This window comes from Micromonospora sp. NPDC007230 (assembly GCF_042869115.1).
Taxonomy (GTDB): Bacteria; Actinomycetota; Actinomycetes; order Mycobacteriales; family Micromonosporaceae; genus Micromonospora.
Genome location: NZ_JBIAFE010000013.1, coordinates 194,343 through 219,507, shown reverse-complemented (window position 1 = coordinate 219,507; position 25,165 = coordinate 194,343). Strand labels below are relative to the sequence as shown.

Genomic DNA, 25,165 nt, shown 5'->3' with positions numbered 1-25,165 from the left:
ACGTCTGTCACCGTTGCTGTCGACGGCCTCCTCTCGCGGCGGCCCTGGGAGCGGTAGTCACCGGAATGTCGCACGGTCAGCCTGTTCCGGGCAGTTCTCGTAACATGAGCGCCGTGCACGGGTTTGTGAAGCGTCGCGGCATACCAGAGCCAGGCTCGATTCCCGAGGTCCTGGACATGTTCCGTGCCGAGGTGCGCTTCTATCGCGAGATCGCGCCGGCCGTGGGCGTCCGAGTGCCCACCTGCCTTCACTCCGAGATCACCCCGGAAGGCACGACACTCGTCCTCGAAGACCTCTCCTCATGGCAACCAGGAGCCGACCCCATCGCACACGCCCAACTGCTGTCGCACATGCATCAGCATTGGGCCGGGCAGGCTCCGCTGAGGTGGCCGTGGCTGCGTCGGGTAGGTGCAGCCGCCGACCTGGTCGGCGACCTGTTCGACCGGACGATGCCGACCCTGGCAGCACGCCCTGACCTGCCCGCTAACCTACGAACGCTCGCTGAACGGCTCGTAGGACGGGTGCCGAAGGTCGAGCAGGACATCGCCTCGGCAGGCCCGCTCACCCTCGTACACGGCGACGCCTCCGCACGCAACGCCCGCACCGCCCCGAACGGCGAGTTGGCACTTCTCGACTGGGAAGACGTCTCCGCCGCCCCCGGAGTCATCGACCTTGGCTGGCTCCTGCTCTCCTCCGTCGACCCCTCCCAATGGGCCGCCGTCACCGCCGCCTACGGACCTGCCGAACACCTAACGACGGTTCTACCCGCCGTCGTCGTACAGGGGCTCCTCTGCTTCGCTGACACTGCGGAAGGGTCCGCCGAGGCGCATGCATGGATCGGCCGGCTCAACGCGGCTGAGCAACGGCTCACTTCTTAGACACCACTCTGATCGCGAAACGTCGGTCAGCCAGAAGGCCAGACGTTGAAGCGGAACTTAGGTGGGCCGACGCGTGACCTGCGACAACATGCTCGGCCCGCTGGTCGCGCGCCGTCCTGGGTTGGGCGCTACATCGCGGGGGGACCCTTCACCCACCTCGCACCTCGCCCGACAGAACAGGCACCATGGCCCGGTGCGACTACTGACGGCAGACAAGTTCAAGGCCACGTACGGGACACCGCCAGCACCAGTCGACGCCGACGAGCCTCCTCCATTCGACTTCTGGCCCTACTTCGACGCCATCCCCCACGATCACTTCGCCGGCCACGACTTCAGCCGCGAGGAGGTAACGAACGTCTGGCAGATGCCCGACGGGACGCATCAGCACGTCCTCATCGCGTCCGAGACCCCGAACGTGTTCATGGTGCTCGTGCTCAACCTCCGAACAGCATCAGTACTCGGCCACCACCTGCTCGACCTCAACGAGCTCTACGGGCTCAACCAGTCAACCGGGTGAGAATCACGCCCGTGAGCGGCTTCTACGTCTCCCTGATCCCAACTGACGCCAACTGGCAACCAACCAGGGCAGCCGCCACCGAGACGGAAGCGTACGTCCGGCGACGTGTTTCCCCCCGGGGTCAACCTGCACCGGCCCCACCCGGCGGGATCTTGATAGATTCGCCCTTCGCTTGAATCGACAAGGGGATGCACATGTCCGACGCGGGGGCCGGACCTGATTCAGGATCGACGGCGGACTGGGTGCGCGGTCCGGAAACGGCATGCACGCCGCTGCCGGGCGGTGCGGCTCCCGAGCCGGCACCGGTCCACGGCGCGCCACCGCCGCAGGTGCCACCCACAGCAGGCCAGCCGTTCGGACCGCCCATGATCCCGTTGGGGACGCAACTGCCAGTCGCCGTCAGGACAACGGCTACTACTACGACGAGGGCCTGTCGAAGCGGGTGGAACAGACCTGGGCGTCGGAGGATCCGAAGAACGTGCAGATGGTCGCCTGCCTGGACCGGGTCAGCACCGGCGCGACGATCCGCCGGTGCAAGTACGACGACCCGAAGCCGGACACGTTGACGCTGCTGAAGGCCAGCTACCGCCTTCGGGTGTACGAGGTGGCGACCGGCCGGAAGCTGCTCGACAAGGCCATCGGCGGCGACGACCAGGCCTGCCCGTACGTCGTCCTGGTCGGTCCCGACAAGAAGATCTACGCCGAGGTCAGTGACCGGTCGCTGCTCGCCGCGCTGCGCAACCTGGTGAAGCGGTAGCCGAACCGCGGCACCGGGTCCGCTCCGCCTCCAACTTGCCGCCCCGATCCGTCACCCGCTCCCGCGCGGTCTCGACGCGGGACGCCGTCGCCATCCTGAACGACCCGGTCGGGCCCGGATCTTGGAGGCGTCACCGGTGACGGGCCGCGCGTCCGGCAAGGGCACGCCGCCGTGGGAGAATCGGCGAGTGCAGGTCGGGATGCTTGGATCATTCGAAGTTCGCACGAACGAAGGCATCCTGGCCGACGTGCCGGGCGTCCGGTTGCGCGCACTGTTGATCGCCCTGGCACTCGAACCAGGCCGCGTCGTGCCGAAGGCGACGCTCATCGACTGGATCTGGGGTGATAACCCGCCCGCCGATGCGGCGAACGCCCTGCAACGCTTGGCTTCCCGGCTACGGAAGGCGCTGCCCGGCGGGGTGATCGAGGGGCAGACGGGCGGCTACCGATTGATGGTGGGCCCCGACGCGGTCGACGCCCTTCGGTTCGAACGCCTCATCGGCCGGGCTCGCCAGGAGGAGGGCCTCCAGCGAGTTCGGCTGTTGCGCGACGCCCTCGCCCTGTGGCGCGGTGCGGCTATGCAGGATGTGGGGTTGGGGGACAGCGAGGCGTTCGACGCGGCGGTGACGCGGCTCGAGGGGCTGCGCCTGACGGCGATGGAGGATCGCTTCGAAGCGGAGGTCAGCCTGGGCCACGGAGCGAAGGTGGTCGCGGAACTGGCCGACGCGGTGGCCGCGCATCCGCTGCGGGAACCGCTGGTCGCTGCGCTGATGCGGGCCCTGGTGGCAGCCGGCCGCGACTCCGAGGCCCTGCTCGCCTACGAACGTACGAGGGAGGCGCTCTCCGACGCGCTGGGCGTCGACCCCTCGCCGGAGTTGTCGGCCTTACACGTCGCGTTACTGCGGGGCGAACTGGGGCGGCGGGAGGAGCACCGGAAGACCAACGTGCGTGCCGAGCTCACCAGTTTCGTCGGCCGGCACGCTGATGTCGCTGCCGTCCGCGAGATCATCGCGGAGCATCGTCTGATCACCTTGATCGGGCCGGGCGGTTCCGGCAAGACCAGGCTGGCCACGGAAACCGCACGCACGCTGATCGGTGACCTGCCGGACGGAGTCTGGTTGGTGGAACTTGCCGCCATCGGCGCCGACGGTGACGTCGCGCAGGCGGCGCTCACCGCGCTCGGGCTGCGGGATGCTCTGCTCGGCGCGGGTCCGAGCGCGGACCTGGCGGACGGGCTCATTGCCGCGATCCGCGAGCGGGAGGCGCTGCTGATCCTGGACAACTGTGAGCATGTGATCGAGGCGGCGGCGAGGTTCGCCGATCGGGTGCTCGGGCAATGCCGACGGCTGCGGATCCTGGCGACGAGCAGGGAACCGCTCGGCATCACCGGTGAGGCGCTGTGGCTGGTCGAGCCGCTGGCCGTGCCAACCGACGCCGGCCTTGCCGAGACCGCGTCCTCCCCGGCCGTCCGTTTGCTGCGGGACCGGGCCGGCGCGGTGCGCAAGGACCTTGGAGTCGACGAGCACACCTTGTCGACGATGGTGCGCGTCTGCCGGGCGCTGGACGGGATGCCGCTGGCGATCGAACTGGCCGCCGCCCGGTTGCGCACCATGACCATCGATCAGCTCGCCAACCGGCTCGATGACCGGTTCCGCCTGCTGACCAGCGGGAGCCGTACCGCCTTGCCGCGGCACAAGACGCTGCGCGCGGTGGTCGACTGGAGCTGGGAGTTGCTCACCGAGGCCGAGCGGACGGTCCTGCGCCGGCTGTCGGTGTTCTCCGGCGGGGCGAGCCTGGACGCGGCCGAGTGGATCTGCGCCGGCGATGACGTCGAGCAGGATCAGGTGCTGGAGTTGCTCACGTCGCTGGCCGAGAAGTCGCTGCTGGTCACCGAGGGGGACGCCGCCCCGCGCTATCGGATGATCAGCACGATCAAGGAGTACGCCGCGGACCGGCTCGCCGAAGCAGGCGAATCGGACCTGGCCCGCCGGGCGCACCTCGCCTACTTCACCGACCTCACCGAGACCGCAGAGCCGCATCTGCGCCGCGCCGAGCAGTTGGCCTGGCTCGCCACGCTCGAGGCCGAACACGACAACATCAGCGCCGCGATGCGGGCGGCGGTCGCGGCCGGTGACGCACAGGCGGCGATGCGGCTCGCGGCCGCCGCCGGCTGGTACTGGTGGCTCGGCGGGCGCCGGGCCGAAGGCCTCGAGCTGATGCTCGCGGCCACCAACATCCCCGGCGACGTGACCGATGACGTCCGGGCCATGGCGTACGGGATCGTGGTGCTCTTCGTGACCTCCGGGCGGGGCGACGAACACCTGGGCGCGGAATGGATCCACAAGGCGTACCGGTTCAGCCAGCAGAGCCAGCACCGCAACCCGCTGCTGGGACTGGTCGACGCCCTGGAACGCCTGCTGCAGGAGCCGGACGCCGCGGTGACCGCGTTCGAGTCGGTGCTGGACAACGACGACCCCTGGGTACGCGCCCTGGCCCGGTTCCAGCTCGGCAAGATGCGGATCATGCTCGGTCAGGGCGGCCGGGATGCGGAGGCCAACCTGGCACTTGCGCTCGCTGAGTTCCGCGCGCTCGGCGAAAGGTTCGGCATGTCCATCGCCCTGTCCGAGTTGGCGGGCCAACTCGCCCTGCGCGGTGAGTTCACCGGTGCGTGTGCGCAATACGAACAGGCGGTCACGCTCGTCACCGAGGTCGGCGCCGTCGAAGATGTCATCCGGCTGCGGACCCAACAGGCACTGCTGTACTGGCTGCACGGCGATCGGGACGCCAGCGCGGCCGCCATCGCCGAGGCGGAGCGGTGCGCCGAAGGGGTTACCTGGCCGCATGCGCTGGTCGAGCTGGCGCTCGCCAAGGCCGATCTCGCGCGTTGGGTCGGTAACGCCGCGGAGGCACGCCACCAACTCGGGGTCGCGACCGCCCTGCTCGGCGACGAGGCGGAGACAGCGGACATCCGCGCGGGCATCCATGACATGCTCGGCTACCTGGTCGACGATCTTCGGGAGGCTCGTTCCCACCGCGTGGCGGCCTGGCAGGCGGCTTCCGAGGCGGGACACGCTCCCATGATCGCCCAGACCCTCGTCGGTGTCGCGGACCTCGCACTCCGGCACAACCAGTACGAGCAGGCGGCGCGACTGCTCGCGGCCAGCGTCGGCGCACGTGGCGTGCCGGATCTCGCCCACCCGGATGCGGCCAGGATCGAGCGGGACGTACGGCGACACCTCGGCGAAGCACGGTTCGCCGAGGTGTCGCAGGAGGGTACGCAGGCGAGCTTGGCTCAGCTGGTCGAGACCACGCTCGCCTTCTGACCTGCGCGTCGAATGACGATGTCGCCGTGCCGCGTGCGGGCGTGGACCGAGACCTTGTTGTTCGCCGAGCCAGGGTTTCCCGGCGCGGAAACGGCGTCGCGCACCGATCCTCGCTCGCTGTTGACGTCGAGGTAGGCGGCGGTGCCCTCGCTGATGCCGACCTCGATGTTTCCCGAGCCGTTCGTCAGCTTCGCCTGACCGTGTGTCATCCGGCCGATCCGGATGGCGCCGCTGGCTGTCATGGCGGCGATGCTGCCGTCGGCGCGGTCGATGTCGAAGTCGCAGCTGGCGCTGCTGAGATCGAGGTCGGCCGAGGCGTGGCCGATCCAGGCCTGCCCGCCGGAGTTCGAGAGCCGCACCGCGCCCTCGACCTCTCCGATCCGCATCGCGAACGCTCCGCCCTCGATGTCGGCGCGCCCGGCGATGTGGCCGATCGCGACCTCACCGGACGCGATGTTCGCCTGCAGCGTGTCGATGCGGTCCACCTGGACCCGGCCCGATGCCACGTGCAGCTCGCACCCGCCGAACGAGCCGCCGGCACGAACGTCGGAGTGCGCCAGGTAGGCGGCGAGACTGGAGCCGGTGGGCAGCTCGATCGTGATGGCGACCGACCCGTTCTTGTGCCCGGGGACGGTCGTCTTGACCGAGAGTTGACCGCCGGCGCATTCGACCTTGGTCTTCTCGGCCACCTTGACGTCGGACCGGCTCGCCTCGTTGATGGGTTCGACCAGCACCGCGGTGTCGGTGCGGTCGCTCGCGGTGACCCGCACCTGAGCACCGGCGACTTCCACGGTGACGGCGATGGGCCCGGGGGTGGCGAAGGTAGGCATGACAACTTCTCCCTCTTGCTTGGTACGTGATCTGTTGGTGTGCCCGCCCCGGTTGGTCAGGCCCGCTTCTTGAAGGTGGACAGCGACCACACATATCCGACCAGGGCGATCCCGACGCACCAGACGACGGCGATGGTCACCTTGCTTCCAGCAGGTTCACCGGTCAGCAGCCCGCGCAGTGCCTCGATGATCGGGGTGAAGGGCTGGTACTCCGCGAACTGCCGCACCCCCGCGCCCATGGTTCCGGCCGGCACGATCGCACTGCTCAGGAACGGCAGCATGACCAGCGGTACGGAGATCAGGCCCGCCGATTCCGGGGTTTTCGCGGCCAGTCCCAGGGCGACGGTGATCCAGCTGGTCGCGAAGGAGACCAGCACGATGAGGCCGATCGCGCCGAGCCATTCGAGGAAACTCGCCGCCGGTCGGAATCCCACGGCGTACGCCACTGCGATGATGGCCGCGATGGCGATCAGACTGCGGAGCATGCTGGCGGCGACATGAGCGCTCAGTACGGCACTGCGGGAGATATCCATCACCTTGAACCGATTGATGATTCCCTTCGTCATGTCGGAGTTGACGGCCAACGCGGTCGCGCTCAACCCGTAGCAGATCGTCAACACGACCATGCCCGGCGTCGCGTAGTCGATGTAGTTGCCGCCGATGTCGAAAGCGCCGCCGATGACGTATACGAACATCAACAGGATCACGATCGGGAACAGGACGGCGTTGAACACCGCGACCGGGTTCCGGAGCGTGTGCTTGAAGTTGCGACCCAGCATGGTCGTCGCGTTGCTCATTATGCGTTCACCTTCGCGCGAGTACGGCCGGTCAGGGCAAGGAAGACGTCATCGAGGTCCGGCGTGTGCACCGAGAATTCCTCGACCTCGATCGAATGTGCGTCGAGTTGCGCCAACAGGGCGCGAACCGATTTCGCCCCACCGTCGCTGGGAACCCGCAGGACCAGATCGTCCTCGGCGTCCCGCGCGGAGTCGGTCAGGACCCGCACCGCGGAGGCGAGTTCGAGGTCGCCCGCGAACCGGAGCCGGACATGACTGCCGGGGATCTGGCGCTTGAGCTCGGCGGGAGTGCCCTGGGCGACCAGCTTGCCCTGATCGAGCACCGCGATCCGGTCGGCGAGCCGATCGGCTTCCTCCAGGTACTGGGTGGTCAGGAAGATGGTGACGCCCTCGGCCACCAGTTGACGGATGATGTCCCACATCGTCCGACGGCTGCGCGGATCCAAACCCGTCGTCGGCTCGTCGAGGAAAATGATCCTGGGCTTGCCGACCAGGGTCATCGCCAGATCCAGCTTCCGGCGCATACCCCCGGAATAGGTGGCCGCCATCTTCTGCGCCGACTCCGTCAGGTCGAACCGCTCCAGCAGGTCGGCGACCACCCGCTTGCTCTCGCCCGAGCGCAGACCCTTGAGATCCGCCATCAACTGGAGGTTCTCCTGGCCGGTCAGGAGATCGTCCACCGCGGCGAACTGACCGGTGACCCCGATGGCCGCGCGGACGGCCTTGGTCTCCGTCGCCACGTCATGTCCGGCAACGCGTACCGTGCCACCGTCGGCCTTCATCAACGTGGTCAGCACGTTGACCGTCGTCGTCTTGCCCGCCCCGTTCGGGCCGAGCAGGGAGAAGATCGTGCCCGCGGCAACATCGAGGTCGATGCCGTCAAGAACGATCTTGTCCTTGTACGCCTTCCGCAGCCCTGAAGCCGCAATCGCTGAACTCGTCATGCGACCACCATCGGCGCCGGCCCTGCCACCCACCTGACACGCCCCTGACACGGCAGCTGACATGATCGGCCGCTCGTCGCCGCCGTCGGCGCGTTGCTGCTCGTCGCCTGATCTCAGGCGCACACCGTCGGCGGCGGGTACGGTCGTGGAATGCGCCTCCCAACCGCAGCGACCACCGCGGGCTCCCTTATCGGCGGATGGCAGCTCGCCCGCCGGACCGGTAACCGTCCCCTCGGCGGCGTGGTCCTTGCGGCCGGCGGTGTGCTGGCGGGACGCGAGTGGGCCCGGCGGACCAGCCCGGCCGTGACCGCAGGCCTGGTCGCGGCCTACATCGGGGCGTTCGGCCTGTCGCACCCGCTGGCCAAGCGCATCGGTGCCTGGCCCGCCGTGCTGGCCGTCTCGGCGCTCACCGCAGCCGCCTCGTACGCCGTCGCAGACCGCCGCGCTCCGCGCTAGAGCACGCACCACCCGGACTCCTCAGATGGGCGCCGCGAACGTCCGAGCAGCTGGACCCCGACTCGGTGGCCGATGCCGTGACCAAGGCCGAGCCGGAGGTGGTCGTGCATCAGCTGACCGCGTGGAGCGGGCCGCCGGGGGGCACGACCTCGATCGCGCCGCTTGAGGCCGCCTTGGACGGCGCGCTCACCGCATTGGCCTGCTATCGACTCAAGGCGGAGTGACGGCGGCGGTAGAACCCGCTACACCGCTAGCGAAATAGTCCCACCGGTTAGTGCGAGACTTGATCAATGCGGTACTTCAGTGCGACTGGTTGGACGGCGATCTTCAGCGGGACGGAGAGCGAGAGCGGACGCATGCGACCAGTGGAGGCGTGGGATCCGACTACTGGGGTGGCGCTTGTCGTGGATCCTCAACGTGGTGCGCTCCGCCCCGTCACCGACTGGCCGGACTTCTCCCACCTGGAACGTGGCGAGCGTGTTGTGGGCGTCATACCTGGGGGTGGATGGCGCGCCCACTGGAACGACGGGTACGACGGCACGCCGCTAACTGAGGCGGTACTTGCCTGGCTTATCCAATCTGATGGTCGAGCTACTCCCATCAGCGTTGACCCCGATGGCACTGTTGATACAGCAGATTTGGCGGACCGCATTCTCGCGCCCGATCAGGATCTGGAGTGAGGTCACCCAGGTCCTGGCGCGCTCGATGAGCCTGCGGCGCCCTTCCGAGGTGAACGGGGCCCTGCGGTGAGTCATGCGGCCGGGACGTCTTCGGCCGACAAGACGGGTTCGAGGTAGCACAAGTGTGCCCGTTTGGGCAGCAGGAGTGGGGTGGCGAGCAGGAGAACGCCGGAAATGGTGATCGCGGCGCGGGGGCTGGTGAGTGTGGCGAGGATGCCCCAGATCACCATGAGGGTGGCCTGCACGAGTTTGCTGCTGACACTCCATGCGCTGAGGACTCGGGCGGCGTGATCCGCGGGAGTCCGTCGCAGGCGTTCGGTGGCGTAAATCGGGTTGAAGATGCCCATGCATGTGATCAGCAGGGCCTCGACGATGATCACGGTGAGGAGTCCGGTGATGCCGGGATGGACGAACGCGAGACCGAGCGGGAAGAGCGATCGCAGCCACCCGGAGACGGTCATGACCCGGTGCCGGCCGTAACGCTTCACGAGGCGTGCGGAGAGGCGGGCGCCCACGAAGCCGCCGAGTGCCGGGATGCCGAAGGCGAGACCGTATTGCCAGGCCGGAAAGTGGTATTCGCCCAGCAGCAGGACGGCCAGCAGCGGGACGGTGGCCATGATCAGGCCGCCGACCAGGATCGAGTTGAGGAACAGGCACCGTAGTGCGCGGTCGTGGAGGATGAACCGCCAGCCACCAAGAAGGTCGGCTCCGCACAACGCGGTGGCCGGGTCACGGGGTGCCGCGACGTCGCCGCCGCAGATGCGGAGGACCCCGAGCGCGGACAGCAGGTAGCTGAGGGCGTCGACCATGATGGTGATGACCGGGCCGAGCAGCCCGACGAGCGCGCCGCCGAGGGGCGGTCCGGCCGCGGTCGCCACCCAACTCGTGCCCTCGAATCTCCCGTTCGCGGTAAGGAGATGGTCACTGCGGACGAGGTGTTTCAGGTACGCGCCGGAGGCGGCGGTGAAGGCGATGGCTGCGGTTCCGGAGATGACCGAGACGGCCAGCAACTGGCCGTAGGACAGCACGCCGAAGAAGTACGCGAGCGGAACACTCGCCATCGCGAGGAACCGCGCCAGGTCCATCGCGATCATCACCGGGCGCTTGGACCGACGCTCGACCCACGGCCCGAGCGGGACCGCAATGATCGCCGCGACGGCAAGCCCGGCTGCCTCCAGCAGCGAAACCGCGGATGCCGACGAGTGCAGCACTCGAACCGAGATGAGCGGGAACGCTCCGAAGGCGATCCACGTGCCGTACGTGCTGACCGCGTAGGCCGACCAGAGCCAGCCGAAACTCGACCCCAGGTTCACGCGCACATGACTCCCCCGCAACAACCGATGTTTGGGTCCCTGAATCCCATCGGCCACACGAGGGCGGGATCAAACAACCGCCGTTCGGCGAGCCACAACGATCAGTTGGGCGGGCATAAGCTGGGCCGATGGATACCGAGGCAGTGCGATCGTTCGTCCGCGCGGCCGAGCTCGGGCAGTTGCAACACGCGGCCGACGAGCTGGGCGTGACTCAGCAGGCGGTCTCGAAGCGGGTCGCCGCCCTGGAGCGCGAGCTGGAGGTCCGCCTGTTCACCCGTACCGCCCGAGGGGTCGAACTGACGCTCGACGGCCAGGCATTCCTCCCACACGCACGGAGTATCGTCGCGGGTGTTGATCGCGCCGTCACCGCGGTCAGGCCGGGCTCGCGGGCCCTTCGGATCGACGTTCTAGGCCTGCGAAGCGCGCAGGCCGTCGTTCTGCACGACTATTGGCGGTCGCATCCCGGAACCGACCTCGACGTGGTGACCCTCAGGGTCAACGACCCTCATGTGGCGGCCGCCGCCGTCCAGGCAGGCGATGTCGACGCCTCGTTCCGCACCGTCACCGATCCGGCCACGCTGCCGCGCGACGTGCAGATGATCCACGCCTTCGAGTCCCCGCTGGAACTCCTCGTCGGCCCCAGGCATCCGCTTGCCTCCGCGCGCACAGTGACACCACCCCAGCTGCGCAAGCTTCGGATCTGGGTGCCGGGTATCGTGCCTCGAAGCGAATGGGCGGAGTTCTACGATCAGCTCGCCACCGCCTTCGACCTCCGCATCGACGCGGCGGGCCCGAACTTCGGTAACGAGGTACTCCTCGACGCCCTCGCGGACTCCGCCGACGTGGCCACCCTCGTCGGCGCGCGCGACCGGTACATCTGGCCGACGAACTACGACCTACGCCGCATCCCGATCGTGAACCCGACGCTCGCCTACCCGCTCTCCCTCATGTTCCCCAGAACGAATCCGCACCCGGGACTTCGGGCGATCATCAACCACTTCGCAAGCCTGGCACCGCTCCCCGAGACGGTCTGGCTCCCGTCCTGGGCGACGACACCACGCCGTTGTCGCCCCGGGCGCGCGTAGACCTCGCCACCAGCAGACGGGTGCCTGGGTGGCCGCCCGGCCGGCCGGGGCAAGATGGGCGGGTGCTCGAGCCGATCGGTGTCCGCCCCGAGGACGAGATGGTCTACCGCGAACTTCTGTCCCGCCCGGAGGCGTCTCAGCGCGACCTCGCCGCGGCACTTGGTCGTGGTGCGGCCGAGGTGGGCAGCTCGCTGACCAGACTCGAGGAGCTGGGCCTGGTGCACCGGCTGCCCGGCCAGCCCGCCAGGATGCGCGCGGCGCGTCCCGACGTCGCGGTTGACGCGCTGGTCGACCGACGCCGCGAGGAGCTGGCCCGCACGCAGCTCGCCGCGCGCACCCTGCTCGCCGAGATGCCCGCCGAGGAGCGGTACCGCCCGGAGGAGATCGTCGAGGTGCTGGTCGGCCGGGCAGCGATCGCTGCCCGGTTCGAGCAGCTGCTCAGCACCACCCGGCACGAGCTCATGGTGCTCGATCGCCCGCCATACGTCGCCGATCCCCGGCGGTCGGACAACTCGGTCCGCCGGCTCCTGCGCGCGAAGGTGCGGGTGCGCGGCATCTACGCCCCAGAGGCGCTGGAGCTGCCGGGTGCGCTCGAGGAGGTCCAGGACGCAGCCGGCGTGGGTGAGCAGTCCCGGGTGCACGCCGGCCTCCCGATGAAGCTGGCGATAGGCGACCGCCGGCTGGCGATCCTGCCGGTCGGCGTGCAGAGCGCCGATGTGGCGGTCTGCATCCGACCTTCCGCCCTCCTCGACGCACTGGTCCAGCTCTTCGAGCTGCTCTGGGCGCAGGCGACGCCGATCGTCGCTCCGGCAGAGGAGGGCGGGTTCAGCGATCGCCAGCTCGCCGCGCTGCTCGCATCCGGGGCGAAGGACGACGCGGTTGCCCGCCGGCTGGGCACCAGCACCCGCACGCTCAGCCGCCGGATCGCCGAGCTGATGGACCACCTGCACGTCCGCACGCGCTTCCAGGCGGGCGTGCAGGCGGTCCGGCTCGGTTGGCTCGAGAGCTCAGTGCCCGACGTCGAAGGCCCGGACGATCGTCTGGTCGACCACTGAGCCGCCGGTGTCCTCCGCGTGTAGCCGCAGCGACACCAGGCCGCTGCCCGCCGGCAGCTCGACGCGCCAGCCCTCCGTACCGCGGGTGACGACTGCCGGCCGCCAGGTCGCACCGTCGTCGTACGACGCGTCGAGGCTCGGCTCGCCGCCCAGCGTGGACGGTACGCCGTCAGGGCGCCGCAGCCGCAGGTCGAACGCCACTCGGCCCTGGCGGTCGGCCCGGACCCGGTTGTGCAGGTCGACGCCGACGTCGTAGTCGGGCAGCAGCAGCGGCTGGGTCTCCGCCGCATCTGCGGCGGTCGTCGTGGACGGGAAGCTCCAGGCGGTGTCGGTGTGTGTCGACAGCTCGTTCCACGCCTGCGGGTTGTCCGCGGTGAACGAGATCGAGACGCGAGACTCGCCGCCCGGAAGCCGGACCGTGCCGGAGGGGAGGTTGTCCGTCTCCCCGACCAGGGCGCCGTCGGCCCTGATCTCGAGATGCGTGCGCACCCCACTCGGGTGGGTGTACTCCGTTCCGTGGTTTCCGTCCGCGTCGATGAAGCCGTCGATGGCCACGCGCAGCTGATCACCGGAGCGCTGGACGGGCCGAGCGGGATTCGGGGCCGCCGTGATCGGCGCCCGGCCGAAGGGCAGCTGGTCCTGTTCGCGGTCCGAGTACGCCTGGCGCCCGGGCATGCTCAGGCTCATCGGCAGCACCGGCGCCTTGGGGAACATCGTGTTGTAAGCGGACTCCGGAGCGAACACCGCGTAGCTCCATGCCGTGTCCGGGTCGGGGATGCGATACTCGGCGCGCGTACGCGGCCCGCCCTCGAAGGGGAACGTCGTCGAGACGACGAACGAGTTGCCGGGCTGCCACGGGTACGCCGCCTCGGAGAATGTCGAGGGAAGCGTCGGCTGCCCGTACACCTGACGCACCTGAGTGGCGAGCTGCTCGGGGAGGGCGACGTAAGTGGGATCCTCGGGGATCCGGTCCTTCACCTTCACGTAGAGGTCGTAGACATAGGGGCTGGCGGGCTCTCCCTCGACGGTCACCCTGGCTCCCTCAGGGAGTCGGGAGAGCGCGAGGCCCTCCGCCCGGTTCAGCCGGATCGTCGGCACCCGCAGCTTTACTCCGGTGCCGCCCGGATCGCTGATGTCACCGGGGCCTTGGTTGCGGATCACGACCACGCCCGCACCGTGTGCGGCCGCATTGTTGGACTGTTCGGCGATCGACATGTCGGCGGAGTGCGTGACCAGCGCCAGCGCGCCGTGCAGCTGCTGGCCGGCGAGTTCGGCCACCGTGGCGTGGCCGACGTCCACCACGGGGAGGCGGGACCGGCCGTCGACGACCGGGAAGTCCGAAGCGACGTCGGAGAACCAGGTCCGGTCGACGTACTCGGGGTGCAGGGCCGGCGCGGTCGGCGCGGACAGGGTGATGTCGGGCGCCTCCAGCCGGACCCGGGTGCGCGCCTGGAACGTCCCGATGGACACCTGCGGTGTCGGCTGGAGGTAGAAGTGCTGGTCGAGGAGGTATGCCGGGCGCATGTCCAGGTGGACTGCGGACCCGTCCGCGGCGGTGCGGTCGTAGCCGATGAGCATGGCACCCTGCGGCGGCACCTTGGTGCTGCGCCCCGGGGTCCTGATCGTGAGCTGCCGGGCATCGCGGGCGTCGAACGCGAAGGTTCGCTCTCCGCTCACCGTCGTCTCCGGCTCGCCCACGAGCGAGATGTTCTGGACCGTGCGGCTGCTTCCGATGGTCGGCTTCTCGGCGGGCAGAGTGGTGACGAACGCCATCACCGAGTACTCGCCCGGCGGTACGAGCACGCAGGTGGTCCGGGCGAAGGTGACCTCGGAGCACTCGTTGCCCGGAGCCGGGTCGGTGACCAACTGCCGGGTCCACGCCGCGCCGTGCTCAAGGTCGAACACCGTGATGTAGGCCTGGGCGGCCCGGCCGTCCCGGCCCACCGCGGAGAAGCGCAGCGGCACGGTGCCGGCAGCGCTGGCGGCCAGCGGTGCGGCGTGGCCCTCGATGACGGTCGGCGTGCTGGCGGCATCGGTCGTCTGCACGGTCGTGCCTGTCTTGTTCGTCGCGACAACAAGGCCAGGAGTCACACCGTCGGGGCCGGGCAGCGCGGCGAGCGAGGTGGCGCCGGTGTCTCCGAGCGGCGTCAGGGCGACCTCGGCTCCGCCGCCCACGGAGACAACCCGCGCGGCCGGCGCCGGGGCGAGGCCATCGGCGGGGGCCGCCGCGTTCGCCGTGGACCACGGCGCCGCGGTGAGCAGGCCGACCACGACGGCGAGCGAGGTGACGGAGGCGGCGCTCGCCCGGTGCAGGGCCGAGAGTGGCATGGTCATGGGACTCCCAGTGATCAGAGATGCGTCCCCCTTTCATAGTCGAGCCGTACCGGCGGCGGACAGCATGATCGCTGGCGGCTACCAGAAATGGCGACCGCCCGCCATCGGCTGGCCCGGCTCAACCAACCGGTCCGGAGTGTTCACGGACAGTTGGCGACGGACGGGCTGGTGTTGGCGGTCATCCTGGCTCCCTGAGGGGTGGCCATTTATCCTCGTGGATTGCTTTGCTCAGGCGTCACGCCTCACACTGTGCGTATGACTACCACTGCAGCCGGGCGGGTCCGTACCGTGACGGGCACCGCAGTACTCGCCGCCCTGATCCTGGTGATCGCATTCGGCAACCCGGCCTACACCGACTGGGCGAAGAACCACACCTCGAACGACGCGTGGGGATTCTTTCTCAAGCAGTTGGCATGGCCGACCTGGTCGTTCAGCTCGGATGATTCGGTGCGGACCATCCTCGCCAACGACATCAAGGCAATCCTGCTCATCGTGCTGACCGGCGTCTTCGTGTCGCTCATGGTTGCGGCAGCGTCATCGCGCAGCGCGAGGCTGTTCTTCTCGAGCTGGGGAGCCTACGTTTTCGCTGCGGCGTCCGCCGGCCTCCTGGCCGCGTTCATCCAGGTGGATGCCAGCCTGCGCGGCGCCTTCGGCTGGGCCGCCGCTGGTGGGATCTACGGACTGTTCGTCGGTTGGGTCCTCGCCATCGTGGTCTTCGCCTCCCGGAAGTAGCCCGCATCCGGCCTGAATCGCGGCCACACGCATCACGTCCTCGCCGGGTGAGCACCAACCCGGCCGGCGGTCCACCTCAACCTTCACCACGGCAGTCACTGACAGTCGCCGTGATGTGTCAGACATCGAGGTGGGGCGCAGTGGACACTCACGCATTGTGGTGAACAAGAGACACGATGTAGAGAGATCCGATTAATCGGATAGAGAGGTTTTGCCGACTCCCGACCGACAGTTAGACTGCCCATCCATGTCGTACAGCAACTACGACCCCGACGACCAACACCACCGGTTCCCCACCCAACCCACGGTGCCCGACCCCCCACCGACACAGCGGATCGCGTACGTGGACGTACACCACGGCGACGGCCTGGCACCCACGGCGCACTACCCCCACCCCACGCCGCGCAACCAACCCCCGGCGCCGTACCCCCACCCCGCGCCACCCATTCCCCAACCATCGACGCCCTACCCCCAACCCCCGACGCCGTACACGCCACCTGCTTACCCATCACAGCCCTACCCGGCCCCGCCGGCGCCAGCGCCACGACAACGGAATCAGACCGATACCGCTACCATCGTCGCCCGCGTCACGGTCGGCGTGACCAGCAGCGTCGCTCTCATCTTCGCCTTGCACGTTCTCTTTTCCTTGGCGGGGGCCAACCAGAGCAACAGCTTCGTTCAATTCGTCTACGTGCTCGCCAAGGCGTTCGTACTGGGATTCGGGGACGTGTTCACGCCGAACGACGCCAAAGTTGGGCTCGTTCTCAACTACGGACTCGCCGCGCTGGTGTACTTGGTCATCGGCAGGCTGATCGCCCGGGCACTCCGCCAGTAGCCGTCCACATCGTGGTGGGCATTTAGCCTTCACGGGCGCCCGGCCTCATTTGCTCCTGCAACATCTATCAGGAGAGGCATACTCACCCCGGACCTCGCGGCGTTGAGGGCCGACTGCACGCCGTCGTACCAACTGCCCGCACCGCAACCCCGCACGTTGTGCCCGACGCCCGACACACCGGCCAACACGGGGAACCAACGGTGCGACGACGCGTCGGCTTTCGACGCTGCGCAATGCAGTGCCATCCTCGCCGGTCGGAGGCCAAGCACGCGCGCCGCCTCACCGTCGCTGGACACGAACACCAGCGTGTCCACACCTGTAGTGCAGTGCGCAACGCCGCCGAGGAGGCGCCGAGCCGACACGTGTCCCCTACCGCAGCGAGTTGGCGATCTCGATCGCGTCGGGCTTGGCGAGGTCACCTTCGAGTCGGTAGCTCACCCCGGCCTCTTCCCAGATCAGGGTCGACGCGGCGAGCCGCGCGGTCTCCTCCCGGGCCGTGCCGGTGCGATCCACGTAGGTCAGCGCGTGCGGGCCAGCGACCCAGATGGCGTACCCGGCATCGACCTCGATCAACTCGACGCCCGGCCCCATGGCCAGCTTGTGGAACGCCGGGTCGAGACGACCGTCGAAGGCATCGATCCGCAGCGTGCCGCCGCGATAGAGCAGGGTGGCCACCCGGTACGCGCCGGTCCGGTCGGGGTCGGCGACCAGCACCTGCTCCGGTGAACCCAGCTTCGCCGGCAGGCGGATCGGGAAGTGCACCAGCCGCTGCGCCTCGTGCAGGGCGGCGGGTCGCTGCGAGGGCAGCGGCGACGGTTCGCCGGTGGGCAGGGTCGGTGCGGGCGATGTGGCGATGGTGATGCCCGCGAAGCGCAGCAGCCCCGTCACGGCGTCGGCGAGGGCGGCCCGCCCGGGCGGGAGCAGGGCGACGAGCATGGCGGCGAGCGCCGCGGCGAGGTAGTAGCGCCACCGGTGCCGTCGCGGCGCGGGTGCGGCGAGGCGGGCGCGTACCCGGGCGGTCACGTCGGGCGGTTCGGGGGTGTCCAGCCAGGCGGACAGGTCGCGCAGCTCCCGTTCGAGGTCATCCATGGTGGACCTCCTCGACGCTGAGCAGGCCGCGGAGCTTGGCCAGGGCCCGGGAGGTCCGCGACTTCACGGTGCCCCTGGGCCAGCCCAGCATCGTCACCGTCTCGTCCTCGCTGAGGTCGAGGAAGAACCGGCAGACGATCACCTCGCGGTCCTTCACCGGCAGCCGGCGCAGGGCCTGCACCAGCATGGCGCGGCGTTCGCCGGCGAGGACGGCGCCGACCGCGCTGTCCTCGGCGACCTCCGATCCCTGGTTCGCCTCGGCCGCCCGCAGGACGAGCCCGTCCCGCCGGCCGCGGGACCGGTGCAGGTTCCGCGTCTCGTTGGCGACGATCGCCAGGAGCCAGGAACGGAAGGAAGACTCTCCCCGATAGCGGGCGAGACTGCGGTATCCCTTCACGAACGCCTCCTGGATGACGTCCTCGGCGTCTGGGCCGGCGCCGAGCAGCACCGCCGTCCGATGCGCGGACGCGGTGTGCCGGGCGACCAGGAGTTCGTACGCCTCCAGGTCACCAGCCCGAGCGCGGGTGACAAGCTCTCCGTCGTCCAGTGACAACCTCCCCGATCACCCTTCATGACACCGCTCACGCCGGGCGGGTTCCATCCCCGCTCCGGGTGGAACTGCGGCGGTTCCGCCGGTGTCATCCGGGCATGATGGCAACGACAAGGATCTCGCGTCGCACCGTTCTGGCCCTCCTTGCCGGCACCGGCGCCGCCACGCTCGTCGGCTGCGATCCGGTGCGGAACACAGCGCCCGCCGTGTCGCTTCCCGACGCCCTGCTTGTCGAACTGGACGACGCGCTCGGCGTGCTCCGAGGCCCCGACCGGCTGTCGATCCCGCGCTCCGTCGCCACCGCCGACGGGTCAGCGATCTACGCCACCGCGCCCGACGGCGCCGACACCGCCTTCTGGCGGATCGACACTGCCACCGGCCGCACGTCGGACCGGGTCAGGCTGCCCGGGCGCTGGCTGCCGCAGGCTGTCTCGGCGAACGGCGCGCTGGTGGCGCTCACCTCGGATGCGGTGAATGCGGCGCTGGGACGCCCGGACGGCCGGGACATGACGCCGGTGCTGGTCGCCGACGTCACCGGGGTGCGGCACCAGCTTGAACTACGGGGCAACTTCGTGCCGGAGACGTTCACCGGGGATCAAGCCGGACTCTTCGTCCTCGAGTGGCTCCCGGCGGCGGCGCCCGACCGGTACCGGGTCCGCGTCGTCGATCTCGCCACCAAGGCTCCCGGCCCGCTCACCACCCGGGACAAGGCGGCGATCCCGCCCGGCGCCGAGGAGGAGATGCGCGGCGACGGGCGCCAGGCCGTGCTCGCGCCGGACCGCCAAACCCTCTACACCCTCTACACGCACCAGCCCGGCCACCAGCACACCCGTGACCTGGTCAGCGGGCGGCCGGGCAACGCACACGCGTTCGTCCACACGCTGAACCTCACCGAGCGGTGGGCGTACTGCGTGGACCTGCCGCACCCGTTCGGGGAGGCGCCGGCGAGCGGCCACGCCATGGCGATCAGCGCCCAAGGCGGTCGGCTCTTCGTCGCCGACGTCACGTCCGGCACCGTCGCGGAGATCTCCACCGAGGAGCTGACGGTACGCCGCACGGCCACCGTGGCCAGCGGCAGCGGCACCGGGCACGCCGCCGCGGACAGCGAGAGCCTGTTCCTCGGCGCCGGCACGGTGGTGCGGCGGGTGGATCTCCAGCAACTGCGCCCCGCCACCGACTGGTCGGTCCGCGAGCCGGTCACCGGCCTCGTGCTGAGCCCCGACGGCAAGCGTCTCTACGTGGGCCAGACCGGGGCCGTGAGCTGGCACGATCCCGTCACCGGCAACGAGCTCGGCCGCGTCGCGGTGCCTGGGCTGGTCGCTGTCCGGGGTCTGGCCGGACGCGGCTGATCCACCGATGGCCGGTCAGGGCCGGCACCCGCCGACGCGCGTGATCGCCGGACCCCGCAGGGACCGGCGATCACCGCTGATGCGCCTCAGGCGATCCGGCGGATCATGCGGATGGCGAGATAGAGCAGGACCACAGCGAGGGCCACGAAGATGCCCGTCTCGATGCTCTGGAACAGCCAGAACCGGTCGGCCGGCTGGTAGAGCTGCCAGTTGTAGGCGCCCGGCCCGAGTCCCAGTTCGGCGCCGCAGGCCCTGCCATCCGGTCCCTTCGTGCCGGGCGGGCAGACGATCTGGGAGTCGGCCAGCACCATCTTGCCGTCGGCGTCCCGGATGCCGCTGGCGAGGATCCAGTCGCCCCGGCTGATCCTCGGCCCCGCCGTCCCTTCGATCGGGAAGGTGAGGGTACGGGCGGGCTGGTAGTGCGGCCTGGCCAGGATCGCCGCCGCCGCCCGTACGCCGACGAACCCGACGAGGGTGACGCCCATGGCAGGCAGCATCTTGCGCCACACGGTGCCGGCGAAGATGCCGAGCGCCACGGCGAAGAGGGTGTAGCCGATCGGCACGATCCCCTGCAGGTCGAAGACCATGACGCCCATCCGACCCTCGTGCGCGGCCTGGGTCAGCGGGCTGACCCACCATGACATGCCCAGTCCGTAGCAGGCCGCGAGGACGACCGTGGCCACGCCGACCAGACCGAACTTCACCAGCGCCCAGTGCGTGCGACCCACCCCCTGGGTCCAGGCGAACCGGTGGGTGCCGTGCTCCACCTCGCGGGCGACCAGTGGGGCGCCCCAGAACAGGCCGACCAGCATCGGCAGGACGAGCAGCAGGACGGCCACCAGGTTCAAACTGCCGTACCGGGTGGCGAAGCGGCGGAACGCCGCATCGCAGGAGTCCCGGGTCGTCCGGGCGACGTCGGCGTCGGCCAGCTGGCGGACACAGTCCGGCAGCCCGAAGTCGGTGAACGTGTGCCGCATCGACAGGCCGATGGGGATCATCAGGGCGGCGAGCGCCGCGAACCCGAGGAGGGTGAACAGTGCTTGTCTGCGGTGTTGTCGCCAGGCCAGCCAGATCATGCCGGCACCCCCCATTCGGTGTGGCTCGCAGCCGGATCGCCGTCGGCCAGGTAGGCGAGGATGACGTCCTCCAGGCCGACGTCCCGGACCGTCCAGGAGGGATCGTTGATCGGCCCGTCGGTGCGGACCAGCAGGGTGGACTGCCGGTCGGTGTGGCTGGCCCGGACGACCGCCGCGACGCCGCCGATCGGGGCGCCGTCGTGGCGGGGGCCGACGAGTTGCCGATGCCCGGCCACCAGGTCGTCAGCCGCGCCGGCGAGTTGCACGCGGGCGCCGTGCAGCACGATCAGGTAGTCGCAGACCCGCTCCAGGTCCGCCAACAGGTGCGAGGGGAGCAGCACGGTGGTGCCGGCGTCGGCGACGCTGCCCATCAGCGACTGGAGGAACTCCCGCCGGGCCAGCGGGTCCAGGCTGGCGACCGGCTCGTCGAGCAGCAGCAGCCGGGGCCGCTTGGCCAACGCGAGCGCGAGGGCCACCTGGGCGCGTTGCCCGCCGGAGAGTTTGCCGACCGGCCGGTCGGGCGGGATGCCCAACTGGGCCAGCCGGTTGCGGGCCAGCGCCGCATCCCACCGCCGGTTCAGCTTCCCACCGGCGGTGACCAGTTCCGCCGCGCTGAAGTCCCGGTACAGCGGGGTGTCCTGGGCGACGAACCCGATGTCGGCCAGGACCTTCGTGTTGTCGTACGGCGATTCGCCGAACACCCGCACCGTCCCGGCGTTCGGCCGGAGCAGGCCCACGGCCAGGTGCAGCAGGGTGCTCTTGCCCGCCCCGTTCGGGCCGACCAGGGCGGCGATTCGCCCGGTCGGTAGCTGCAGCGAACAGTCCCGCAGCGCCCAGGTGCTCCCGTACCTCTTGCCGAGCTGGTCGGCCTCCAGAGCCACGTCCATCGCTGTCCTCTCATTCCGCTCGCGCGGGTTCCTTCTGTGGTGTGTCGTTGGCGAGGGCGGCCCGCAGGGTGGTCTCCACCAGGGCGATGACGTCCTCGGGCGTGAGCCCGGCCGCCTGTGCCCGGCGCAGCCAGGCCACCAGGTCCTCGCGCAGCTCCGCCTGGTTGGGCAGGGACGCGCCCGCCAGGCTCCGCTCGACGAACGTGCCGACCCCCGGCCGCCCGGCGACCAGACCCTCGATCTCCAGTTCGCGGTACGCCTTGAGCACCGTGTTCGGGTTGATCGCCAACGACTGCGCGACGTCACGCACCTTCGGCAACTGGTCGCCCGGGGCCAGCAGGCCGACCCGGAGCGCCTGTTTCACCTGCTGCACCAGCTGCAGGTAGGTGTTCACCTTCGACCGACTGTCCAGCACGAACTCGATCACTCGAGACGATCCTCTCTATTGTCCTACGACAGTAGGACTAGTGGGCAGCATCATCGCGAAATCAGCCGCTGTCAAGCGCGGCGCCCGCGTGTCGCGGCTCGCGAGGAGCGCCGGCGTGCCCCGCAGGAGGACCTGCCCAGCGCGCTCGTCGCCGTGCACGACAACACTGCCGGTGCCCGGCTGACCGACACGGAGCTGCTCGCCGACCTGGTGCTGCGCGGCTACGCCACGCTGCCCGCCACCACCGGCCGACGCCGCCAGCGGCGGCATCGCTGGTCCCGATGGTCGACGAGTTCCCCGAGGTCTGACGGTTCAGGTTGGCGACGCCGGAGATACCTGACTAAGGTCAGGTATATGGATGCGGAGCTCATCGCCGCCGTACGGCGGTTCAACCGGACGGTGACCCAGCGGGTGGGGGCGCTCGACGACGAGTACATGGCCCGCGGACGTCCCCTCGCGCAGGCGCGCCTGCTGTGGGAGATCGGCCCCGACGGCACCGAGGTCGCCGCGCTGCGCGCGCGGCTCGGCCTGGACTCGGGCTACCTGAGCCGACTCCTGCGCACCCTCGAGGGCGACGGGCTCGTGACCGTGGGGCCGGCCGACCAGATCGGCGGCGACGGGCGGGTACGGTCCGCCGCACTCACCGAGACCGGCCAGGCCGAGTGGACAGAGCTCGACAAACGCTCCGACGAGCTCGCCTGGACCATCCTCGAGCCGCTCACCGCGCACCGCCGCCAGCGACTCGTCGCAGCGATGGCCGAGGTCGAGCGGCTGCTCGTCGCGTCGATGGTGGCCATCGCACCATGCCCGCCGAGCGACCCGCGCGCCCGGGCGTGCGTGCGGGCCTACGCCCGAGAGGTCGCGCGACGGTTCGACGACGGCTTCGACCCGGCCCTGAGCAACCCCGTCCACGACGATGCGCTCGTCCCACCCGCCGGCGTGTTCCTGCTCGCCACGCTCAACGACGAGCCCGTCGGCTGCGGCGCGGTGAAACTCCATCGCGACGCACCCGCCGAGATCAAGCGTGTCTGGGTCTCCGACGCGGTGCGTGGGCTCGGGCTCGGCCGGCGGATACTGGGCGAACTGGAACGCTATGCCGCCGAGCGCGGCTGGACCGCCGTCCGGCTCGACACCAATCGCAACCTCACCGAGGCGATCGCGCTCTACCGCGCCGCCGGCTACCGTGAGATCGAGCCCTACAACACGGAGCACTACGCCCACCACTGGTTCGAGAAGAAGCTCGCACCTGACGGCACCTGACACCGCTGGTACGCAATTCAGTTGCCGGTTGGCGGGCAGTGCGGTTGCCTACGGTCATGCTCACGGACCGCGCCGACGGTGTCGACTCGTACTTCGTGTGCGCGACCCCTCGCACCGGCAGCTCCCTTCTGCTGGGGTTGCTCGCGTCCACGGGCGTCGCCGGTCACCCCCAGGCCTACTTCCGCTCGCCCGACGAGCTGCTGTGGGCCGACCGGTGGGGGATTCCCCGCACCGCGGAGGGCCGCTTCGACTACGCGGACTACGTGCGGGCCGCGCTCGCCGCGGGTCGGACGGACAACGGCGTGTTCGGCGCGAAACTCATGTGGGGGACGCTGGACGAACTGGTCGACAAGCTCGCAGCGGCGTATCCCGGCCTTCACGCCAGCCCGGTCACGCTGCTCGACCGGGCATTCGGCCGCACCCGTTTCGTCTTCCTACGACGGGATGACGTCCTGGCACAGGCGGTGTCCTGGCTACGCGCCGAGCAGACCGGCACCTGGTTCAAGGGCGGGAACGGAGAGATCAGCGGCAACACCGGCACCGGCGCCCCACCCCACTTCGACGCGGACGGGATCACGCACTACCTCACCGTGATCCGGCAGCACAACGCGGCCTGGGAAGCGTGGTTCGCCTCGTGGGGAATCCGACCGCACGTCGTGCGCTACGAGGACCTGGACCGGGACATGGTCGCCATCACACGCGGCATCCTCGGCTTTCTCGGCCTCGACCTTCCGGAGGCCGGACGCTCCATCACTGCCCAGCATCACCGGCAGGCCGACGACCTGAACCGACAGTGGATCAAGCGGTACCGCGCGGCGGTGGCGGAACGCTGACCTGCTGGTCCGCGATGCGCGGCCGGACGGCGACCGATGGTGGTGCCCGCCCACCGCCGCGCCCCGGCGGGCGAGCGGGCCAACACCACCCGATCGTGAGGGCGCTCGCTCACATCGACAACGCGGTGGCGCCCGACCTCGCGGCCGCGCCTTTCCTCCCTCAGCGTTGCTGATCGTCGAGGAAGGCGAGGGCAGCCTCGGCGAACAACGGCGAGCTGAAGATGTTGTAGTGGGTCAGACCGGGCAGGATCGCGAGAGCGTGCCCGCCCTTCGGCCGGCCTTCCCCCATCCACCCGCCGTCGCGCAGACCGCCGTCGAGCAGCTTGAAGACCTCGACGTAGTGGCTCGGCGGCGCCATGTCGGCATCGGCGGCGACGATCATCGTCGGCACCTGGAGGCCGCGGACGTCCTCGGTGAGGTCGAAGTCCTGCGCCATGGCCTCGCCGATCTTGTCCAGTAGCCGGGGGAAGTCCTCGGGGCGCGGCGCCACCCGCTGGTAGAGCTGGTACATCGGCGTGTCCTTCATGAACTCAGCGGCGGCGGCGCTCACCTGTCCCTGCTGTGCCCGCATCTCCGGGTAGATCGCGTCGGACCGGATGTGCGCCGAGGCGGCGACGATCCGGCCCACCTTGCCCGGGTACCGGGCTGCGGCACGCAACGCCACCCCACCGCCGAGCGAGTAGCCGACCAGGTCCGGCTTGTCCAGCCCGAGGTGGTCGATGAGCGCCGCGATGTCGTCGGCCATGAACCAGATGTCGATGGGCCGGTCGATGTCGGCGGTCCGCCCGTGCCCCTGCAGGTCGACGGTGATGACCTGATGGCGCGCGGCCAGCACGGGCAGGGCGGCTCCGAACATCTCGCCCGACCCCAGACCGCCGTGCAGCAGGATCAGCGGTCGCCCGGACCCGTGCGTCTCGTAGTAGAGGTTGATGCCGTTCACTTCCGCGTACTGGCCGGCGCCCTTGGCCTCGGTGGTCCATTCGGTGGCGGTCACGGTGATCCTTCCGTCCTGACTACTGGGTGCGGTGCGGATGTCCGTCCGCCCGGCAAGCTCGGAAGGGCCGGTCGACACGCTTCCGGCGCAGGCGGTCACCTCACCTTACGCACGCGCCGCCGGGCATGGGGGGAAGGCGGCGCCGTCCGCCATTTGCCGATGGCG

At 69.7% G+C, this 25,165-nt stretch carries 24 protein-coding genes; 13 read left to right on the top strand and 11 right to left on the bottom strand.

Going from position 1 to position 25,165, the window contains the following annotated elements:
* Positions 1-113 precede the first annotated feature (113 nt).
* From ACFYML_RS20320 to ACFYML_RS20305, 4 genes are all read left to right on the top strand, one after another.
* The gene (locus ACFYML_RS20320; protein ID WP_387422099.1) at positions 114-878 is read left to right on the top strand and encodes a phosphotransferase family protein; all 765 of its coding nucleotides are present in this window, start codon (positions 114-116) and stop codon (positions 876-878) included.
* A gap of 193 nt (positions 879-1,071) precedes the next feature.
* Positions 1,072-1,395: a hypothetical protein gene (locus ACFYML_RS20315; RefSeq protein WP_387422098.1), complete on the top strand. Its 324-nt coding sequence runs from the start codon at positions 1,072-1,074 to the stop codon at positions 1,393-1,395.
* A 442-nt stretch (positions 1,396-1,837) separates the two neighbouring features.
* Entirely contained in the window at positions 1,838-2,152 is a 315-nt protein-coding gene (locus ACFYML_RS20310) for a hypothetical protein (protein WP_387422097.1), read from the top strand.
* A 187-nt stretch (positions 2,153-2,339) separates the two neighbouring features.
* Positions 2,340-5,474 (top strand): BTAD domain-containing putative transcriptional regulator, encoded by a 3,135-nt coding sequence (locus ACFYML_RS20305; protein WP_387422138.1) that lies wholly within the window; start codon positions 2,340-2,342, stop codon positions 5,472-5,474.
* On the opposite strand, the gene ACFYML_RS20300 is transcribed toward ACFYML_RS20305, so the two are convergent.
* Genes ACFYML_RS20300 through ACFYML_RS20290 form a run of 3 tightly spaced genes read right to left on the bottom strand, consistent with a single transcriptional unit; the run spans position 5,444 to position 8,045 of the window.
* Positions 5,444-6,394 carry a DUF4097 domain-containing protein gene (locus ACFYML_RS20300; protein WP_387422096.1) on the bottom strand — a complete coding sequence of 317 codons (951 nt, stop codon included), beginning with the start codon at positions 6,392-6,394 and terminating at the stop codon, positions 5,444-5,446. The genes ACFYML_RS20305 and ACFYML_RS20300 overlap by 31 nt on opposite strands.
* Positions 6,361-7,101 carry an ABC transporter permease gene (locus ACFYML_RS20295; RefSeq protein WP_387422095.1) on the bottom strand — a complete coding sequence of 247 codons (741 nt, stop codon included), beginning with the start codon at positions 7,099-7,101 and terminating at the stop codon, positions 6,361-6,363. Before ACFYML_RS20295 ends, ACFYML_RS20300 begins: the two co-directional genes overlap by 34 nt.
* Complete coding sequence (locus ACFYML_RS20290) at positions 7,101-8,045, bottom strand: ATP-binding cassette domain-containing protein (protein WP_387422137.1); 945 nt, start codon at positions 8,043-8,045, stop codon at positions 7,101-7,103. The genes ACFYML_RS20295 and ACFYML_RS20290 overlap by 1 nt, the downstream gene beginning before the upstream one ends.
* A 150-nt stretch (positions 8,046-8,195) precedes the next feature.
* Between ACFYML_RS20290 and ACFYML_RS20285 the strand changes: the two genes are divergently transcribed.
* Together ACFYML_RS20285 and ACFYML_RS20280 are read left to right on the top strand one after the other, a co-directional pair.
* A complete protein-coding gene (locus tag ACFYML_RS20285) occupies positions 8,196-8,501 on the top strand; it encodes a hypothetical protein (RefSeq protein ID WP_387279767.1) in 306 nt (101 codons plus the stop codon).
* Between the two features lie 65 nt (positions 8,502-8,566).
* Positions 8,567-8,725 (top strand): hypothetical protein, encoded by a 159-nt coding sequence (locus ACFYML_RS20280; RefSeq protein ID WP_387422094.1) that lies wholly within the window; start codon positions 8,567-8,569, stop codon positions 8,723-8,725.
* A 527-nt stretch (positions 8,726-9,252) separates the two neighbouring features.
* Here the strand turns inward: ACFYML_RS20280 and ACFYML_RS20275 are convergent.
* Complete coding sequence (locus ACFYML_RS20275; RefSeq protein WP_387422093.1) at positions 9,253-10,500, bottom strand: MFS transporter; 1,248 nt, start codon at positions 10,498-10,500, stop codon at positions 9,253-9,255.
* 122 nt (positions 10,501-10,622) lie between these two features.
* On the opposite strand from ACFYML_RS20275, the gene ACFYML_RS20270 reads away from it, so the two are divergent.
* A complete protein-coding gene (locus ACFYML_RS20270; protein ID WP_387422092.1) occupies positions 10,623-11,579 on the top strand; it encodes a LysR family transcriptional regulator in 957 nt (318 codons plus the stop codon).
* A gap of 62 nt (positions 11,580-11,641) precedes the next feature.
* Positions 11,642-12,634, top strand: a complete 993-nt coding sequence (locus ACFYML_RS20265) for a helix-turn-helix domain-containing protein (RefSeq protein ID WP_387422091.1) — start codon at positions 11,642-11,644, stop codon at positions 12,632-12,634.
* Here ACFYML_RS20265 and ACFYML_RS20260 read toward each other — a convergent pair.
* Positions 12,587-14,968 (bottom strand): hypothetical protein, encoded by a 2,382-nt coding sequence (locus ACFYML_RS20260; RefSeq protein WP_387422090.1) that lies wholly within the window; start codon positions 14,966-14,968, stop codon positions 12,587-12,589. The genes ACFYML_RS20265 and ACFYML_RS20260 overlap by 48 nt on opposite strands.
* A 288-nt stretch (positions 14,969-15,256) precedes the next feature.
* Between ACFYML_RS20260 and ACFYML_RS20255 the strand changes: the two genes are divergently transcribed.
* On the top strand, positions 15,257-15,700 hold the full coding sequence (locus ACFYML_RS20255; protein WP_387422088.1) for a hypothetical protein: 444 nt from the start codon (positions 15,257-15,259) through the stop codon (positions 15,698-15,700).
* Between the two features lie 598 nt (positions 15,701-16,298).
* A complete protein-coding gene (locus ACFYML_RS20250; protein ID WP_387279749.1) occupies positions 16,299-16,535 on the top strand; it encodes a hypothetical protein in 237 nt (78 codons plus the stop codon).
* A 369-nt stretch (positions 16,536-16,904) separates the two neighbouring features.
* Here the strand turns inward: ACFYML_RS20250 and ACFYML_RS20245 are convergent, their stop codons facing one another.
* Both ACFYML_RS20245 and ACFYML_RS20240 read right to left on the bottom strand, forming a co-directional pair.
* Positions 16,905-17,624 (bottom strand): hypothetical protein, encoded by a 720-nt coding sequence (locus tag ACFYML_RS20245; RefSeq protein ID WP_387422087.1) that lies wholly within the window; start codon positions 17,622-17,624, stop codon positions 16,905-16,907.
* Positions 17,617-18,177: an RNA polymerase sigma factor gene (locus ACFYML_RS20240; RefSeq protein ID WP_387422086.1), complete on the bottom strand. Its 561-nt coding sequence runs from the start codon at positions 18,175-18,177 to the stop codon at positions 17,617-17,619. Before ACFYML_RS20240 ends, ACFYML_RS20245 begins: the two co-directional genes overlap by 8 nt.
* Before the next feature lie 203 nt (positions 18,178-18,380).
* Between ACFYML_RS20240 and ACFYML_RS20235 the strand changes: the two genes are divergently transcribed.
* Complete coding sequence (locus ACFYML_RS20235; protein WP_387422085.1) at positions 18,381-19,523, top strand: YncE family protein; 1,143 nt, start codon at positions 18,381-18,383, stop codon at positions 19,521-19,523.
* Between the two features lie 86 nt (positions 19,524-19,609).
* On the opposite strand, the gene ACFYML_RS20230 is transcribed toward ACFYML_RS20235, so the two are convergent.
* The 3 genes from ACFYML_RS20230 to ACFYML_RS20220 are packed head-to-tail and all read right to left on the bottom strand — an operon-like array spanning position 19,610 to position 21,913.
* Entirely contained in the window at positions 19,610-20,599 is a 990-nt protein-coding gene (locus ACFYML_RS20230) for a transporter (protein WP_387422084.1), read from the bottom strand.
* Positions 20,596-21,486: an ABC transporter ATP-binding protein gene (locus ACFYML_RS20225; protein WP_387422083.1), complete on the bottom strand. Its 891-nt coding sequence runs from the start codon at positions 21,484-21,486 to the stop codon at positions 20,596-20,598. Before ACFYML_RS20225 ends, ACFYML_RS20230 begins: the two co-directional genes overlap by 4 nt.
* 10 nt (positions 21,487-21,496) lie before the next feature.
* On the bottom strand, positions 21,497-21,913 hold the full coding sequence (locus ACFYML_RS20220; RefSeq protein ID WP_387422082.1) for a GntR family transcriptional regulator: 417 nt from the start codon (positions 21,911-21,913) through the stop codon (positions 21,497-21,499).
* Between the two features lie 153 nt (positions 21,914-22,066).
* Here ACFYML_RS20220 and ACFYML_RS20215 point away from each other — a divergent pair, with 153 nt between their 5' ends.
* The gene (locus ACFYML_RS20215) at positions 22,067-23,173 is read left to right on the top strand and encodes a GNAT family N-acetyltransferase (RefSeq protein ID WP_387422081.1); all 1,107 of its coding nucleotides are present in this window, start codon (positions 22,067-22,069) and stop codon (positions 23,171-23,173) included.
* 56 nt (positions 23,174-23,229) lie between these two features.
* A complete protein-coding gene (locus tag ACFYML_RS20210; protein WP_387422080.1) occupies positions 23,230-24,006 on the top strand; it encodes a Stf0 family sulfotransferase in 777 nt (258 codons plus the stop codon).
* Between the two features lie 160 nt (positions 24,007-24,166).
* Here ACFYML_RS20210 and ACFYML_RS20205 read toward each other — a convergent pair whose 3' ends face one another.
* Positions 24,167-25,000: an alpha/beta fold hydrolase gene (locus tag ACFYML_RS20205; RefSeq protein WP_387422079.1), complete on the bottom strand. Its 834-nt coding sequence runs from the start codon at positions 24,998-25,000 to the stop codon at positions 24,167-24,169.
* Positions 25,001-25,165: the final 165 nt, after the last annotated feature.